The organism is Agrococcus sp. Marseille-P2731 (genome assembly GCF_900117395.1).
Taxonomy (GTDB): domain Bacteria; phylum Actinomycetota; class Actinomycetes; order Actinomycetales; family Microbacteriaceae; genus Agrococcus.
On the sequence record NZ_FPEG01000001.1, the window covers coordinates 285267 to 299083 of the forward strand.

Here is a 13817-nt window from a genome sequence, read left to right on the forward strand (position 1 = left end):
CCGCAGGCGCTCGCGTCACCCGCTGGTTGAGGCGCGCGCGCCGCAGGCGCTCGCGTCACGAAACCATGGCCGAGGTCTCGAGACGCGTGCGGCCCGAGGCCGCGCGCTCCTCGACCAACGGAGGGGTGCGGCCTGCGGCCGCGCGCTCCTCGACCGACGGAGGGGTGCGGCCTGCGGCCGCGCGCTCCTCGACCAAGGGAGGCCTCGACCGGCGGAGGACCGACGGCGCGTGTCGGCGGGCGCACGTAGAATCGGGGTGATGAGCGACTTGTGGGGGCTGGGCGACGACGGCTTCGAAGCGGTGCAGCGTCCCGGCCCGACCGGGCCGCGCGGCGACGGCATCCCGGAGCACCTGCTGGCTGGCCTGAACCCGCCGCAGCGCGAGGCCGTCGAGCACCGCGGACCGGCCCTGCTGATCGTCGCCGGCGCCGGCTCCGGCAAGACGCGAGTCCTCACCCACCGCATCGCCGGCCTGCTCGCCACCCGCGAGGCGTGGCCGAGCCAGATCCTCGCCATCACCTTCACCAACAAGGCCGCGGCCGAGATGCGCGAGCGCGTCGAGCACCTCATCGGCGAGGAATCGCGCGGCATGTGGATCTCGACGTTCCACTCCGCGTGCGTGCGCATCCTGCGCCGCGAGGCCGAGGAGTTCGGCTTCAAGCAGTCCTTCACCATCTACGACTCCGGCGACGTGCGGGCCCTCATCAAGCGGCTCATCAAGCAGCGCGGCGCCGACATCCAGGGGCTGACGCCGGGCGGGGTCTCCGCCCGCATCTCGAAGGCGAAGAACGAGCTGCACGACGTCGACTCCTGGGCCCGCACCGCGAGCCTCGAGAACCCGCTCGACGCGGCCTTCCTCGAGCTGTGGCGCGACTACGACGCCGAGCTGCGGCGCGCGAACGCCTTCGACTTCGACGACCTCATCTCGCAGACCGTCTTCCTGCTGCGCGCCTTCCCGAACGTGGCCGCGCAGTACCGCAAGCGCTTCCGCCACGTGCTGGTCGACGAGTACCAGGACACCAACGCCGCGCAGTACGCCCTCATCCGCGAGCTCACGCAGCCCGTCACCCGCATGCAGCTGCCCGATCTGCGCAGCGACCTGCCCGGCGCATCGCTGACGGTCGTGGGCGACTCCGATCAGTCGATCTACGCGTTCCGAGGCGCCGACATCCGCAACATCACCGACTTCGAGCGCGACTTCGCGGGCGCCCGGGTGATCATGCTCGAGCAGAACTACCGCTCGACGCAGAACATCCTCTCGGCGGCGAACGCCGTCATCGGCAACAACTTCGACCGGCGGGCCAAGAACCTCTGGACCGACTCGGGCGACGGCGCGAAGATCATCGGCTTCACCGGCTACTCGGGCCACGACGAGGCGCAGTTCGTCGCCGACGAGATCGTCGAGCTCACGAGCGGCGGCATGTCCTACAGCGACATCGCCGTCTTCTACCGCACGAACGCGCAGACCCGAGCGCTCGAAGAGGTGCTGATCCGCACGGCGGTGCCCTACCGCGTGATCGGTGGCACCAAGTTCTACGAGCGCGCCGAGATCAAGGATGCGATGGCCTACCTGATCACGGTGGCCAACCCCGCTGATTCGCTGAGCCTCCGCCGCATCATGAACGTGCCCAAGCGCGGCATCGGCCCCGCGACCGAGGCCGCGCTGCAGGCCTTCGCCGACGAGCACCAGATGACGCTGCGGGATGCGATGCGTCGCGTCGACGAGATCGCGCTCGGCCCGAAGGTGGCGGCAGCGATCAAGGACCTCGCGACGCTGCTCGACGAGTGGAGCGCCCGGCCCGACGCCGACCCCGGTGAGGTGCTGCGCGAGCTGATGAGCCGCTCGGGCTACACCGACCAGCTGCGGCGCTCGCCCGACCCGCAGGATGCCGCGCGGCTCGAGAACGTCGAGGAGCTGGTGGCGGTGACGCGCGAGTACCGCCGGCAGAACCCCTCGGGCACCCTGATCGACTTCCTCACCGAGACGGCGCTCGTCGCCGCGGCCGACGAGCTCGACAGCTCCGGCGGCCAGGTCTCGCTCATGACCCTGCACACGGCGAAGGGCCTCGAGTTCGACGCGGTGTTCATCACCGGCGTCGAGGAGGAGCTGCTGCCGCACCGGATGGCGGCGATGGAGCCCGGCGGGCCGGCCGAGGAGCGCCGCCTGTTCTACGTCGGCATCACCCGAGCGCGCCAGCGGCTGCACCTCTCGCTCGCGATGACGCGCGCGCAGTTCGGCGAGGTGTCGCCCGCTGCGCCCAGCCGCTACCTCGAGGAGATCCCGGCCGAGCTGATCGACTGGCGCACGCCGCCGACCGCGACCCGCGGCGCGCAGCCGCGCGCGCTCGGCGGCCGCTGGCGCGACGAGCCGCGCGAGTCCTTCGTGACCGGTTTCCGCGACGCGCCGAAGCCGCTGCCCAAGGGGCCCAAGAAGGTGTTCGCCAACATGATCACCGAGGTGCGCGACAACAGCGCCATGGTGCTCGAACCAGGCGACCGCATCCGCCACAAGGACTTCGGCGAGGGCCGCGTGCAGGCCATCACCGGTGTCGACAAGAAGCGCGTCGCCGAGGTGCTCTTCGACGGCGTCGGCCGCAAGCGGCTGCTCGTGAAGATCGCGCCGATCGAGAAGATCAGCTTCTAGCGGGAGCGACGAGCGAGCCGGCTCAGAGGCCGGGCGTCACCAGCAGCACCATCGCGACGAGCGTCACCGCGCCGACGAGCCAGATGACCGGCTGAAGACGGCGCCGCAGCGTGCGCGGCGGCCTGTCGTCGTCGTAGCGGTCGAACCACGGATCGAGCTCCGGTGGCACGGCGTCCTGCTCGCGGCTGTGCCCACGCTCTTGCTCCTGCATGCCCCCAGCCTGTCACGCGCCGGCGCATCCGTCACGCGCTACGAGGTGGCGCTGCTGTAGTCGGGCAGCTGCTGCAAGGTCCAGCGGTTGCCGTCCGGGTCGGAGAACCCGACGAAGCGGCCCCACGCCTGCTCGTCGACCTCGCTCGCCTCGATGCCGGCAGCGCGCAGCTCGGCGTGAGCGGCGTCGGCGTCGTCGATCACGACCTGCACGTTGCGCAGGCTGCCGGGCGCATCCTCCGTCAGTCCCTCGCCGAACGCGATCGAGCACGCCGAGCCCGGCGGCGTCACCTGCACGAACCGCAGGCCCTCCTGCACGGTCTGGTCGTGGTCGACGCGCCAGCCGAGCCGCTCGCCGTAGAACGCCTTGGCTCGATCCGTGTCGCTCACCGGCACGAAGATCAGCTCGATGCGGTACTCCATGACTGCTCCCATCGTCGAGCGCTCGCCGTCGAGCGCGCTGCGCGCGATGCTACGCCCGGGCACCGACACGCGACGATGCGGTGGTGCTCGCGGTACCCCCCGGAGACGACGGATGCCGTCCCGCAGTGCGCGGGACGGCATCCGTCGTGTGCGTGGTCGGTGCCGACGAGGCGGTGCTACTCGCCGACGCTCGGCCCCTCCGGGTGGTTCGGGCCGTCGCCCCGGATCTTCGGCAGCGCCGTCGTCGAGAGACGACCGCGGTCGAGCTCTGGGTGCGGCTCCTGCGACTCGATCTCCTCGTCGAGCGCGGCGATCGCGGTCGTCTCGAGCGACGGCAGCGAAGCCTCGTAGCGCGCGCGGCGGCGCTTGAGCCACATCGCACCGACGATGATCAGCAGCATCACCGCGTAGGCGACGATCGAGAACGGGCTCTGCACGAGGTAGGTCGGATCGCCCTGCCCGATCTGCATCGCCTTGCGCAGCTGCTCCTCGGCCATCGGACCGAGGATGGCCCCCACCACGAGCGGCGCGATCGGGAACCCGAGGCGCCGCATGAAGAAGCCGAGCACGCCGAGCACCAGCAGCACGCCGATGTCGAACACCGTGAAGTTCGCCGCGTACGCGCCCAGGCCCGCGAAGACCAGGATGCCCGCGTAGAGGTAGGGGCGCGGGATCTGCAGCAGCTTCACCCAGATGCCGACGAGCGGCAGGTTGAGCACGAGCAGCAGCACGTTGCCGATGTAGAGGCTCGCGATGAGCGCCCACACGAGCTCCGGCTGGTTCTCGAACAGGCGGGGGCCCGGCTGGATGCCGTAGCCCTGGAAGGCGCTCAGGATGATCGCCGCCGTCGCCGTGGTCGGGATGCCGAGCGTCAGCAGCGGCACGAGCACGCCCGCGGCCGCCGCGTTGTTCGCCGACTCGGGGCCGGCGACGCCCTCGATGGCGCCCTTGCCGAACTGCTTGCGGTACTCGGGCTTCGCGAGGCTCCGCTCCGTCGCGTACGACAGGAACGTCGCGACGTCGGCACCGCCAGCGGGGATCGAGCCGATCGGGAAACCGATGAAGGAGCCGCGGAGCCACGGCTTCCAGGAGCGCGCCCAGTCGGAGCGCCGCATCCAGGTGCGCCAGCCGCGCGTGATCGGGATGATCGGCAGCTCGCCGCCGCGCAGGCGCGAGCCGACGTAGAGCGCCTCGCCGAGGGCGAACAGGCCCACCGCGACCAGCACGACGTCGATGCCGTCACCCAGCTGCGGGATGCCGAGGGTGAAGCGGGTCTGACCGGTGAGGGTGTCGACGCCGATGAGCCCGACGAACAGGCCGAGCGAGAGCGAGACCATGCCGCGCCACATGCTGTCGCCCAGGAGCGCGCCGACCGTGAGGAAGGCGATCACCATCAGCGCGAAGTAGTCGGCGGGACCGAGGCCGACCGCGAATCGCGCGACGAGCGGAGCGAGCAGCGTCAGCAGCACGGTCGCGATCGTGCCGGCGACGAACGAGCCGATCGCCGCGGTCGCGAGCGCGGCTGCGCCGCGACCGGCGCGCGCCATCTTGTTGCCCTCGAGCGCGGTGACGATCGACGCGGACTCACCGGGCGTGTTCAGCAGGATCGACGTGGTCGAGCCGCCGTACATGCCGCCGTAGTAGATGCCGGCGAAGACGATGAACGCCGCGGTCGGCTCGAGCACGTAGGTGATGGGCAGCAGCAGCGCGACCGTCATGGCCGGGCCGATGCCTGGCAGCACGCCTACGGCGGTGCCGAGCAGCACGCCGAGCAGCGCGTACAGCAGGTAGATGGGCTGGAGGGCGGTGGCGAAGCCGTCGAGCAGCAGGGACCAGGTGTCCATCAGATGCCGATCCAGGAGGTCAGGGTGCCGGTGGGAGGCAGCGTCAGGCCGAGCAGGGTGCCGAACACGATCTGCGTGATGACGCCCATGGCGAGCCCGATCAGGGCGGCGACCCACCAGCGCTTCGCACCGAGCGCGAGCGAGGCGCCCGTGAACAGGATGGCCACGCCGAGCGGCCAGCCCAGGTGCGGGATGGTGAGCATGAGGGAGAGGAAGCTCAGCACGATGATGCCCGTGACACCCCAGGAGGTGCCGTGCTCGAGGTCGACATCCTCGCCCTCCTCCGCGTGGCCGTAGCGCCCGCGCAGCTGGCCGATGAGCACCGCGATCGCGCTCAGCAGCATCAGGCCGCCGACGGCGTAGGGCACGACGCGTGCGCCGAGCGTGTTCGTCGAGCCGGGAGGCTCGCGGATGGTGGTCGTCGCGATCAGGACGGCGATCGAGAGCACGATGAGCAGCCCGACGAAGGCCATCGACTCGATGCGCAGGGAACGCGACGCCGCCGGCGCACCCGAGGGTGCACCGGCGGTCGTCGAGGCGGTCATTCGATCAGGCCGATCGTGCGCAGGGTCTCCTGCGTGAGCGAGATGTCCTCCGTGAGGAAGGCGTCGAACTCGTCGCCCGGCATGAACGCGTCCGTCCAGCCCTTGGTGGAGAGCTGCTCGGCCCAGGCGTCCTGGTCGTGCAGCTGCGTGGCGAGGTCGACCAGCGCGGTGCGCTCCTCGTCGGTGATGTCCCCCGGCGCGATGATGCCGCGCCAGTTGGTCAGCGTGATGTCGATGCCCTCGTCCTGGATGGTCGGCACGTCGGGCAGCGCCTCGGCGGGCTCGTCGCTGGAGACGGCGAGCGCCCGCAGGTCACCCGAGAGCACCGACTCCGAGAACTCGCCGACGCCGGAGATGCCGGCCTGCACGGTGTTGCCGAGCAGCATCGTGAGCGCCTCGCCGCCGCCGGAGTTGGCGACGTAGTTGAGGGTCCCCGGCACCTCGGCCGGGGCGACGCCCGCCTCGGTGAGGAGCAGGCCCGCGAGGATGTGGTCGATGCCGCCGGCCGAGCCGCCCGTCACCGCGACGCCCTGGCCCTCGGCGACGACCGCGTCGACGAGGTCCTGCAGCGTCTGGTACTCCGAGTCGGCGGGCACGACGATGACCAGCGGCTCCTCGGTGAGCTTCGCGATCGGCGTCATGTCCTCGATGCGGTTCTCGGATGCGTTGGTCTCGACCGCGCCGACCATCACGGAGCCCGTGATCATCAGCGTGTTGGGGTCGGTCTCCGTCGCGAGCGAGGCGAGGCCGACGGTGCCGCCGGCGCCGCCGATGTTCGACACCGGTGCCGAACCGACGAGGCTGGTCTCCGTGAGCACCTGGCCGAGGGTGCGGGCGGTCTGGTCCCAGCCGCCGCCCGGGTCGGCCGGTGCGATGACGTTGACGGCGCTGATCGCCGCGGGTGCCCCGCCCTCTGCGCCCTCGGAGCCCGCCGGAGCGGTGCCGCCCGTCGAGCATGCGGCGAGGGTCAGGGCTGCTGCGCCCGCCAGGCCGATTCGGAACATGGTCTGCGTGCGCGTGCTGCGCGTGGTGCTCGGGTGCATGGATCGCACGTCTCCTCCTTGAGCGCCCGGCTCCATGCCGGGTCACGATCTGTGGCGACCGTAGTCGCAGGCCGCCGCCGCGGTGCCGTTGTGGTCGAAAGGGAGCGTTTCGGTCGTTTCGGTCAGCGTCGGAGGGACGGCCGGCGGCCTACGATGGGGCCGTGAGACGAGCGATGAGGCTGCGCACGCAGCTGGTGCTGCTGCAGAGCGCCATCATGCTCGTCGTCATCGTCGGCTCCGGCATCGCTGCCGCCTGGCTGCAGGAGCGCGCGATCCGCGACGCCTACCAGGACCGCATGGTCGGCGTCGCCTACTCGGTCGCGCAGCTGCCCACCGTCATCAACGCCTTCGACGACCGCGATCCGTCGATCGTCATCCAGCCGATCGCCGAGACCGTCCGGAGCGCATCCGACGTCACCTACGTCGTCGTCACCGACGTCGGCGGCATCCGCTTCTCCCATCCGAACCCCGACCGCATCGGCGAGGTCGCCTCGACGCCGGCGGATGCGGTCATCACCGGGGGCCTGTTCACCGACACGCAGACGGGCACCCTCGGCACGTCGTGGCGGGCGAAGGTGCCGGTGTTCGGCGCGGAGGGCGAGATCATCGGCCAGGTCTCGGTCGGCATCCTCGAGTCGGAGCTGCACGCCGAGTGGGCGGCCAACATCTGGGTGCTCGCGCTGTGCCTCGCCGTCGCGGCGATCGTCGGGGTGCTGCTGGCCACGTGGGCCGCCGCAGTCGTGCGGCGCAGGATCCACGGCGTGGAGCCGGACGAGATCAAGGCGATGCTCGAGACGCGCAACGCCACGCTCCACGGCATCGGCGAGGGCCTCGTGGTGCTCGACGAGCGAGGCGCGATCGTGCTCTGCAACGACGCGGCGCTGCGACTGCTGGGGCGCGAGGGCGAGGATCTCGCCGGGGTCTCGGTCACCGAGGTGCTCGACGCGCAGGTCGAGCCGCTGCTGGCCGACGCGGGCGAGCAGCAGCTGGTGCTCGCGGGCGAGCGCGTGCTCGTCGTGCGCGCCGACCCCGTCGTGGTCGACGGCCGCGACGTCGGCACCGTGCTGATCCTGCGGGACCGCACCGAGCTCGACGCGGCGCTGCGCGACCTCGCCGGGGCCAAGGGCTCGACCGAGACGCTGCGCGCGCAGCAGCACGAGTTCGCGAACACGCTCCACACGCTCGGCGGGCTGCTCGAGCTGGGCGAGACCGAGGCCGCCATGGGCGTCATCCGCCGCGCCGGCGCCGGCGGTGCGCTCGACGCGCTCGAGCCCGCCTCGGGCACCTCCGCCATCCTCGAGCTCGAGGTCTCGGCACTCCTGCTCGCGAAGCGCGCGCAGGCGCGCGAGCGCGGCGTCGAGCTGGTGGTGGCGGCGGATGCGTCGCTGCAGCCGGCACCGTCGGTCGAGGTCGCCGGAGACTGGCTGACGGTGCTGGGCAACCTCATCGACAACGCCCTCGACGCGACTGCAGGCGGCAGGGTCGAGATCGCGCTGCGCGACGCGGAGACGGATGCGGGCAGGGTGGTCACGATCGCAGTCGACGACGACGGCGAGGGCGTGCCGGAGGAGCTGCGCGACTCGATCTTCGACGTCGAGTTCTCGACGAAGCAGCGCCCGGCCGGGGGCGCGCGCGGCTACGGGCTGACGCTCGTGCGTCGCGTCGCGGAGCGCCTCGGCGGCTCGGCGACGGTCGAGCGATCCCCGCTCGGAGGCGCGCGCTTCATCGCCCGACTGCCGGTCGCGGCCGACGCGGATGCGGTGCTCGGCGCGGGAACCGCCGGCACCGTGCGCGCACCGGCGTCAGCCGGTGACCGGGGGGCGCTGCCGTGAGGCTGCTGCGCGTGCTGATCGTCGAGGACGACAAGGCCGTCGCGATCGTCACCCGCGGCTTCGTCGAGCGCCACGGCGCCTTCGCGGTCGTCGGCGAGGCCGGCACCGGGCGCGACGCCCTCGAGGCGATCGAGGCCGTGCGCCCCGACCTCGTGCTCCTCGACGTGCACCTGCCCGACGCATCCGGCATCGAGGTGCTGCGGGTCGCACGCGCGCGCGGCTTCGCGGGCGAGGTGGTCGCCGTGACCGCCGCCCGCGACCTCGAGACCGTGCGGGCGGCGCGCACCTTCGGCGTGCGCCACTACCTCGTCAAGCCGTTCGGGCTCGAGGCGATGCGCGAGCGCCTCGAGGCGATCCGCGCCGAGCTCGCGCAGGTGGAGCACCTGGCGACGCAGCCGCTCGACCAGCGCGCGGTGGATGCGATGCTGCAGCCGAGCGAGCGGCAGAAGCCTGGCTCCGCCGGCTCGCAGCTGACACTCGACCGCGTGGCCTCGCTGCTCGCGGCGGTCGACGAGACCGTGAGCGCGGCCGAGGTCGGGGAGCGGCTGGGGATGTCGCGCGTGAGCGCTCGCCGCTACCTCGACCGCCTCGTGGTGGAGGGGCGCGCGGCCGTCGCGCCCCGCTATGGCGGCACCGGGCGGCCAGAGCTGCGCTACAGCGCTCGCTGAGTCAGCGCGCGGCGCCACTTGTCAGGCCGCCGTGCGCTCCCGTGGCTACGATGCCCGCATGGTGAAGCGGTGGGGGCGCGCGCTCGCGTCAGGCGCGGCGGCATCGCTCGTCGTCGGAGCGCTCGCGGGGTGCGGCATCACCATCCCCGCAGACCCCGACGGCACCCTGGAGCGGGTCTCCGGTGGCGTGCTCGAGGCCGGGGTGACGCCCAACCCGCCGCATGCGGAGACGGGCGGCACGCATCCGACCGGCACCGAACCCGCGCTCGTGACCTCCTTCGCCGAGTCGATCGGTGCGCGCGTGGAGTGGACCGAGGGCAGCGAGGAGCAGCTCGTCGGGCTGCTCGAAGCGGGCGAGCTCGACCTGGTGATCGGCGGCATCTCGGATGCGACGCCCTGGGTCGACCGCGCGGCCGTCACGCGCAGCTATGCGCAGGCAGTGCAGCCCGATGGCTCGACGGCGGGCCTCGTGATGCTCGCGCCACTGGGTGAGAACGCGTTCCTCACGGCGCTCGAGCGCCACCTCGACGCGGAGACGGCGGTCGCGCAGTGAGCCGCGTGCACGAGATCGGTGGCCGGCCGATGCCCGAGGAGCAGGCGCGGGCGCTGCGCAAGGCGCGCAACCTCGAGTGGGCCGTGCTGGGCTTCACCACCTGCACGATCGTGCTGGTGGCGCTCGTGATGGGCAGCTCGCAGGCGATGCGCACGGCCTGGTTCGAGGACCTGCTGTCGACGATCCCGCAGATCGCCTTCCTCGTGGCGCTGCCCTTCATCCGCCGATCGGCGACCGCGAAGCACCCCTACGGCTACCACCGGGCGATGGGGATCGGGCACCTCGTGTCAGGCGTCGCGCTGCTGGGCGTCGGTGGCTCGCTCTGCTTCGAGGCGATCAGCGGCCTCGTCAAGCAGGAGCACCCTCCGATCGGCACGATGCAGCTGTTCGGCATCACCTTCTGGCAGGGCTGGGCCATGATCGCGGTGATGTCGGTGATCGTCATCGGTCCGCTCATCTACGGACGCATGAAGATGCAGCTCGCGAAGCAGCTGCACAGCAAGCTGCTCTACGCCGACGCCGACATGGCGCAGGCCGACTGGACCACGAACGTCGGCTCGATCGTCGGTGTGCTCGGCATCGGCATGGGCCTGTGGTGGCTCGATGGCGCTGCCGCCCTCTTCATCTCGCTCGGCATCCTGAAGGACGGGCTGAAGAACACCCGGGCGGCGGTGCTCGACCTGATGGACATGCGCGCGACCGTCGTCGACCAGTCCGAGCCCGACCCCGTGCAGGGGCGCATCGACGATGCCATGCGCCGACGCCGCTGGGTGCGCGAGGCCGCCAGCCGCATCCGCGACGAGGGCCAGGTGCTGCACGTCGACGCGCACGTCGTGCCGAAGCGCGCGAAGGTGCGGGTGACGGATGTCGAGCGCATGATCGAGGATCTCAAGGAGGTCGACTGGCGCGTGCAGGATGTCTCGGTGACCGTCGTCACCGAGCTGGCGCTGCCCGACGAGGAGGAGCAGCGGCGAGGTCGCCGCTGACGTGGCCGCGGCGCCATCCTGCTCGCGGGCCTGCCCGAGGACCGAGCGCTAGTGGACCGGTGTGCCGATGAGCGAGCCGATGGCCCAGGTCGCCGCGAGGGCGATGCCGCCGCCGAGCAGCACGCGCACCATGGCGGCGCGCTTGCTCGAGGCCCCGATGCGCGCGGAGACCACGCCGGTCGCGACCAGCGCGAGGACGGTGGCGACCACGATCGGCCACGGCATCCACGCGGCGGGGGAGAGGAGCGCTGCGAGCAGCGGCACGAGCGAGCCCAGCGTGAAGGCGAGGGCGGATGCGCCGGCCGCCGACCACGGGTCGTTCAGGTCCTCGGGGTCGAGCTTGTACTCGACGTCGAGGTGCGCGCGCAGGGGATCGGCGTCGGTGAGCTCGACGGCCACCAGGTGCGCCGTGCGCGGGGTGAGGCCGCGCAGCTCGTACATGTGGGCGAGCTGGTCGACCTGGGCGTCCGGTGCGGCGTCGAGCAGCACCTGCTCGCGGCGGATCGCCGCTCGCTCGCTGTCGCGCTGCGACGAGACCGAGACGTACTCGCCGACGCCCATCGAGAACGCGCCGGCGACGAGCGCCGCGACACCCGCGGTCAGGATCCCGGCGGCAGAGGTTCCGGCGCCCGCGACGCCGACCATCAGGGCGGAGGTCGAGACGATGCCGTCGTTCGCGCCGAGCACGCCGGCGCGCAGCCAGTTGAGCTTCGAGGTCATCGACTCGACCGGCGGTGGCAGGTCTGGCCGACGCTGCAGTGCGGGATCCATGGAGTTCCTCCTGCCACCATGGTCGGTGCTCGCAGGGGCCGCCGCAAGCAAGGCGAGGCTCGTGCGAAAGCCGCAAGAAAGCCGAATCTTGGCGGTTCGGCGGGCCGAAAGCGCACGGGGGTGCATCGGTGGCAGGGCTAGGCTTGACGCGGCGAATCCCACACCACACATGGCTCACCAGACATCGATTGGATGACGCGTGGATCTCTACGAGTACCAGGCAAGAGACCTCTTCGAGCAGCACGGCGTCCCCGTGCTGCGAGGCATCACCGCCGACACCCCCGAGCAGGCCGAGGCAGCAGCCGCGGAGCTCGGTGGCGCTGTCGTCGTCGTGAAGGCACAGGTCAAGACCGGCGGACGAGGCAAGGCGGGCGGCGTGAAGGTCGCGAAGAGCCCTGCAGAGGCGAAGGACGCGGCCTCCGCGATCCTCGGGCTCGACATCAAGGGCCACACGGTGCAGCGCGTGATGGTGGCTGAAGGCGCCGCCATCAAGGAGGAGTACTACTTCTCCGTGCTGCTCGACCGCGCGAACCGCTCCTACCTCGCCATGTGCTCGTACGAGGGCGGCATGGAGATCGAGCAGCTGGCAGAGGAGCGCCCCGAGGCGCTCGCGAAGGTCGAGGTCGACCCCGCCGTCGGCATCACCGCCGAGAAGGCTGACGAGATCGTTCGCGCCGCGAGCTTCCCCGAGGAGCTGGTCGCAAAGATCGCTCCCGTGCTCGTGAAGCTGTACGACGTCTTCGTCAAGGAGGACGCCACGCTCGTCGAGGTGAACCCGCTCGTGCTCACCGAGGGCGGCGACATCGTCGCGCTCGACGGCAAGATCTCGCTCGACGAGAACGCCGAGTTCCGCCAGCCCGGCCACGCCGAGCTCGAGGACAAGGCTGCCGCAGACCCGCTCGAGGCGAAGGCCAAGGAGTCGGACCTCAACTACGTGAAGCTCGACGGCCAGGTCGGCATCATCGGCAACGGCGCGGGCCTCGTCATGTCGACGCTCGACGTCGTCGCCTACGCGGGCGAGCGCCACGGCGGCGTGAAGCCGGCCAACTTCCTCGACATCGGTGGCGGCGCATCCGCCCAGGTCATGGCTGCCGGTCTCGACGTCATCCTGAACGACGAGGACGTCAAGAGCGTGTTCGTGAACGTGTTCGGCGGCATCACCGCGTGCGACGCCGTCGCGAACGGCATCGTGCAGGCGCTCGAGATCCTCGGCGACACCGCCACGAAGCCGCTGGTCGTGCGGCTCGACGGCAACAACGTCGAGGAGGGTCGCAAGATCCTCGCTGACGCCGCGCACCCGCTGGTGACGGTCGTCGACACGATGGACGAGGCCGCCGACAAGGCCGCCGAGCTGGCTGCGGCGTAAGGGAGCAAGAGATGTCGATCTACCTCAACAAGGACAGCAAGGTCATCGTCCAGGGCATCACCGGCGGTGAGGGCTCGAAGCACACCGCCCGCATGCTCGCGGCCGGCACCCAGGTCGTCGGCGGCGTGAACGCCCGCAAGGCCGGCACGACCGTCTCGCACGTCGCGAAGGACGGCTCGCAGGTCGAGCTGCCGGTCTTCGGCTCGGTCGCCGAGGCCATGGAGGCCACCGGCGCCGACACCTCGATCGTGTTCGTGCCGCCGGCCTTCGCTAAGGACGCCGTCATCGAGGCCGTCGACGCAGGCATCGGCCTGCTCGTGGTCATCACCGAGGGCATCCCCGTCCAGGACTCCGCCGAGTTCTGGGCGCACGCCAAGGCTGCGGGCACGACCCGCATCATCGGCCCGAACTGCCCCGGCATCATCACGCCCGAGGAGTCGCTCGTCGGCATCACTCCGGCGAACATCACGGGCAAGGGCCCGATCGGCCTCGTGTCGAAGTCGGGCACGCTGACGTACCAGATGATGTTCGAGCTGCGCGACATCGGCTTCTCGACCGCCATCGGCATCGGCGGCGACCCGGTCATCGGCACGACGCACATCGACGCGCTCGAGGCCTTCGAGGCCGACCCCGAGACCAAGGCCATCGTCATGATCGGCGAGATCGGTGGCGACGCCGAGGAGCGCGCGGCCGACTTCATCAAGGCCAACGTGACGAAGCCGGTCGTCGGCTACGTCGCCGGCTTCACGGCGCCCGAGGGCAAGACGATGGGCCACGCAGGCGCCATCGTCTCGGGCTCGTCGGGCACGGCCGAGGCCAAGCAGGAGGCCCTCGAGGCCGCCGGCGTCAAGGTCGGCAAGACGCCGACCGAGGCCGCTCGCCTCATGCGGGAGATCATCGAGTCGCTCTGATCGGAGCGCATCGCCTCGAGA

Annotated in this window: 13 protein-coding genes; 7 read left to right on the forward strand and 6 right to left on the reverse strand. The window is 71.3% G+C overall.

All coding sequences use genetic code 11. The features are described 5' to 3' along the window. Positions 1 to 259: 259 nt before the first annotated feature. Positions 260 to 2644 (forward strand): ATP-dependent helicase, encoded by a 2385-nt coding sequence (locus tag BQ6202_RS01510; protein WP_072312720.1) that lies wholly within the window; start codon positions 260 to 262, stop codon positions 2642 to 2644. 22 nt (positions 2645 to 2666) lie between these two features. Here the strand turns inward: BQ6202_RS01510 and BQ6202_RS01515 are convergent, their stop codons facing one another. The 5 genes from BQ6202_RS01515 to BQ6202_RS01535 form a co-directional block, all read right to left on the reverse strand. Then, positions 2667 to 2855, reverse strand: coding sequence for a hypothetical protein (locus BQ6202_RS01515; RefSeq protein WP_072312719.1), 189 nt, complete (start codon positions 2853 to 2855; stop codon positions 2667 to 2669). 38 nt (positions 2856 to 2893) lie between these two features. Beyond that, complete coding sequence (locus BQ6202_RS01520) at positions 2894 to 3325, reverse strand: glyoxalase superfamily protein (protein ID WP_268753740.1); 432 nt, start codon at positions 3323 to 3325, stop codon at positions 2894 to 2896. A 128-nt stretch (positions 3326 to 3453) separates the two neighbouring features. Beyond that, positions 3454 to 5121 (reverse strand): tripartite tricarboxylate transporter permease, encoded by a 1668-nt coding sequence (locus tag BQ6202_RS01525; RefSeq protein ID WP_083586780.1) that lies wholly within the window; start codon positions 5119 to 5121, stop codon positions 3454 to 3456. Then, positions 5121 to 5666, reverse strand: coding sequence for a tripartite tricarboxylate transporter TctB family protein (locus tag BQ6202_RS01530; RefSeq protein ID WP_072312718.1), 546 nt, complete (start codon positions 5664 to 5666; stop codon positions 5121 to 5123). The genes BQ6202_RS01525 and BQ6202_RS01530 overlap by 1 nt, the downstream gene beginning before the upstream one ends. After that, positions 5663 to 6709: a Bug family tripartite tricarboxylate transporter substrate binding protein gene (locus tag BQ6202_RS01535; RefSeq protein ID WP_234946101.1), complete on the reverse strand. Its 1047-nt coding sequence runs from the start codon at positions 6707 to 6709 to the stop codon at positions 5663 to 5665. The genes BQ6202_RS01530 and BQ6202_RS01535 overlap by 4 nt, the downstream gene beginning before the upstream one ends. Before the next feature lie 161 nt (positions 6710 to 6870). Here BQ6202_RS01535 and BQ6202_RS01540 point away from each other — a divergent pair, with 161 nt between their 5' ends. Genes BQ6202_RS01540 through BQ6202_RS01555 form a run of 4 tightly spaced genes read left to right on the forward strand, consistent with a single transcriptional unit; the run spans position 6871 to position 10748 of the window. Further along, positions 6871 to 8541: an ATP-binding protein gene (locus BQ6202_RS01540; RefSeq protein WP_159433604.1), complete on the forward strand. Its 1671-nt coding sequence runs from the start codon at positions 6871 to 6873 to the stop codon at positions 8539 to 8541. Positions 8542 to 8552: 11 nt separating this feature from the next. Next, on the forward strand, positions 8553 to 9209 hold the full coding sequence (locus BQ6202_RS01545; protein WP_234946080.1) for a response regulator: 657 nt from the start codon (positions 8553 to 8555) through the stop codon (positions 9207 to 9209). A gap of 58 nt (positions 9210 to 9267) precedes the next feature. Beyond that, entirely contained in the window at positions 9268 to 9762 is a 495-nt protein-coding gene (locus BQ6202_RS01550) for a transglycosylase SLT domain-containing protein (protein WP_072312716.1), read from the forward strand. Next, entirely contained in the window at positions 9759 to 10748 is a 990-nt protein-coding gene (locus BQ6202_RS01555) for a cation diffusion facilitator family transporter (protein ID WP_234946079.1), read from the forward strand. Before BQ6202_RS01550 ends, BQ6202_RS01555 begins: the two co-directional genes overlap by 4 nt. Positions 10749 to 10796: 48 nt before the next feature. On the opposite strand, the gene BQ6202_RS01560 is transcribed toward BQ6202_RS01555, so the two are convergent. Then, positions 10797 to 11519 (reverse strand): VIT1/CCC1 transporter family protein, encoded by a 723-nt coding sequence (locus BQ6202_RS01560; protein WP_072312715.1) that lies wholly within the window; start codon positions 11517 to 11519, stop codon positions 10797 to 10799. 199 nt (positions 11520 to 11718) lie between these two features. Between BQ6202_RS01560 and sucC the strand changes: the two genes are divergently transcribed. Then, positions 11719 to 12885 (forward strand): ADP-forming succinate--CoA ligase subunit beta, encoded by a 1167-nt coding sequence (sucC, locus tag BQ6202_RS01565; RefSeq protein ID WP_072312714.1) that lies wholly within the window; start codon positions 11719 to 11721, stop codon positions 12883 to 12885. Between the two features lie 11 nt (positions 12886 to 12896). After that, entirely contained in the window at positions 12897 to 13796 is a 900-nt protein-coding gene (gene sucD / locus BQ6202_RS01570; RefSeq protein ID WP_072312713.1) for a succinate--CoA ligase subunit alpha, read from the forward strand. The last annotated feature ends 21 nt before the right edge of the window (positions 13797 to 13817 follow it).

Bases quoted from the DNA above. Each gene is read 5' to 3' on its own strand.
- BQ6202_RS01510 (WP_072312720.1), top strand. From the start codon at position 260: ATGAGCGACTTGTGGGGGCTGGGCGACGACGGCTTCGAAGCGGTGCAG.
- BQ6202_RS01515 (WP_072312719.1), bottom strand. From the start codon at position 2,855: ATGCAGGAGCAAGAGCGTGGGCACAGCCGCGAGCAGGACGCCGTGCCA.
- BQ6202_RS01525 (WP_083586780.1), bottom strand. From the start codon at position 5,121: ATGGACACCTGGTCCCTGCTGCTCGACGGCTTCGCCACCGCCCTCCAG.
- BQ6202_RS01530 (WP_072312718.1), bottom strand. From the start codon at position 5,666: ATGACCGCCTCGACGACCGCCGGTGCACCCTCGGGTGCGCCGGCGGCG.
- BQ6202_RS01535 (WP_234946101.1), bottom strand. From the start codon at position 6,709: ATGCACCCGAGCACCACGCGCAGCACGCGCACGCAGACCATGTTCCGA.
- BQ6202_RS01550 (WP_072312716.1), top strand. From the start codon at position 9,268: ATGGTGAAGCGGTGGGGGCGCGCGCTCGCGTCAGGCGCGGCGGCATCG.
- BQ6202_RS01560 (WP_072312715.1), bottom strand. From the start codon at position 11,519: ATGGATCCCGCACTGCAGCGTCGGCCAGACCTGCCACCGCCGGTCGAG.
- sucD (WP_072312713.1), top strand. From the start codon at position 12,897: ATGTCGATCTACCTCAACAAGGACAGCAAGGTCATCGTCCAGGGCATC.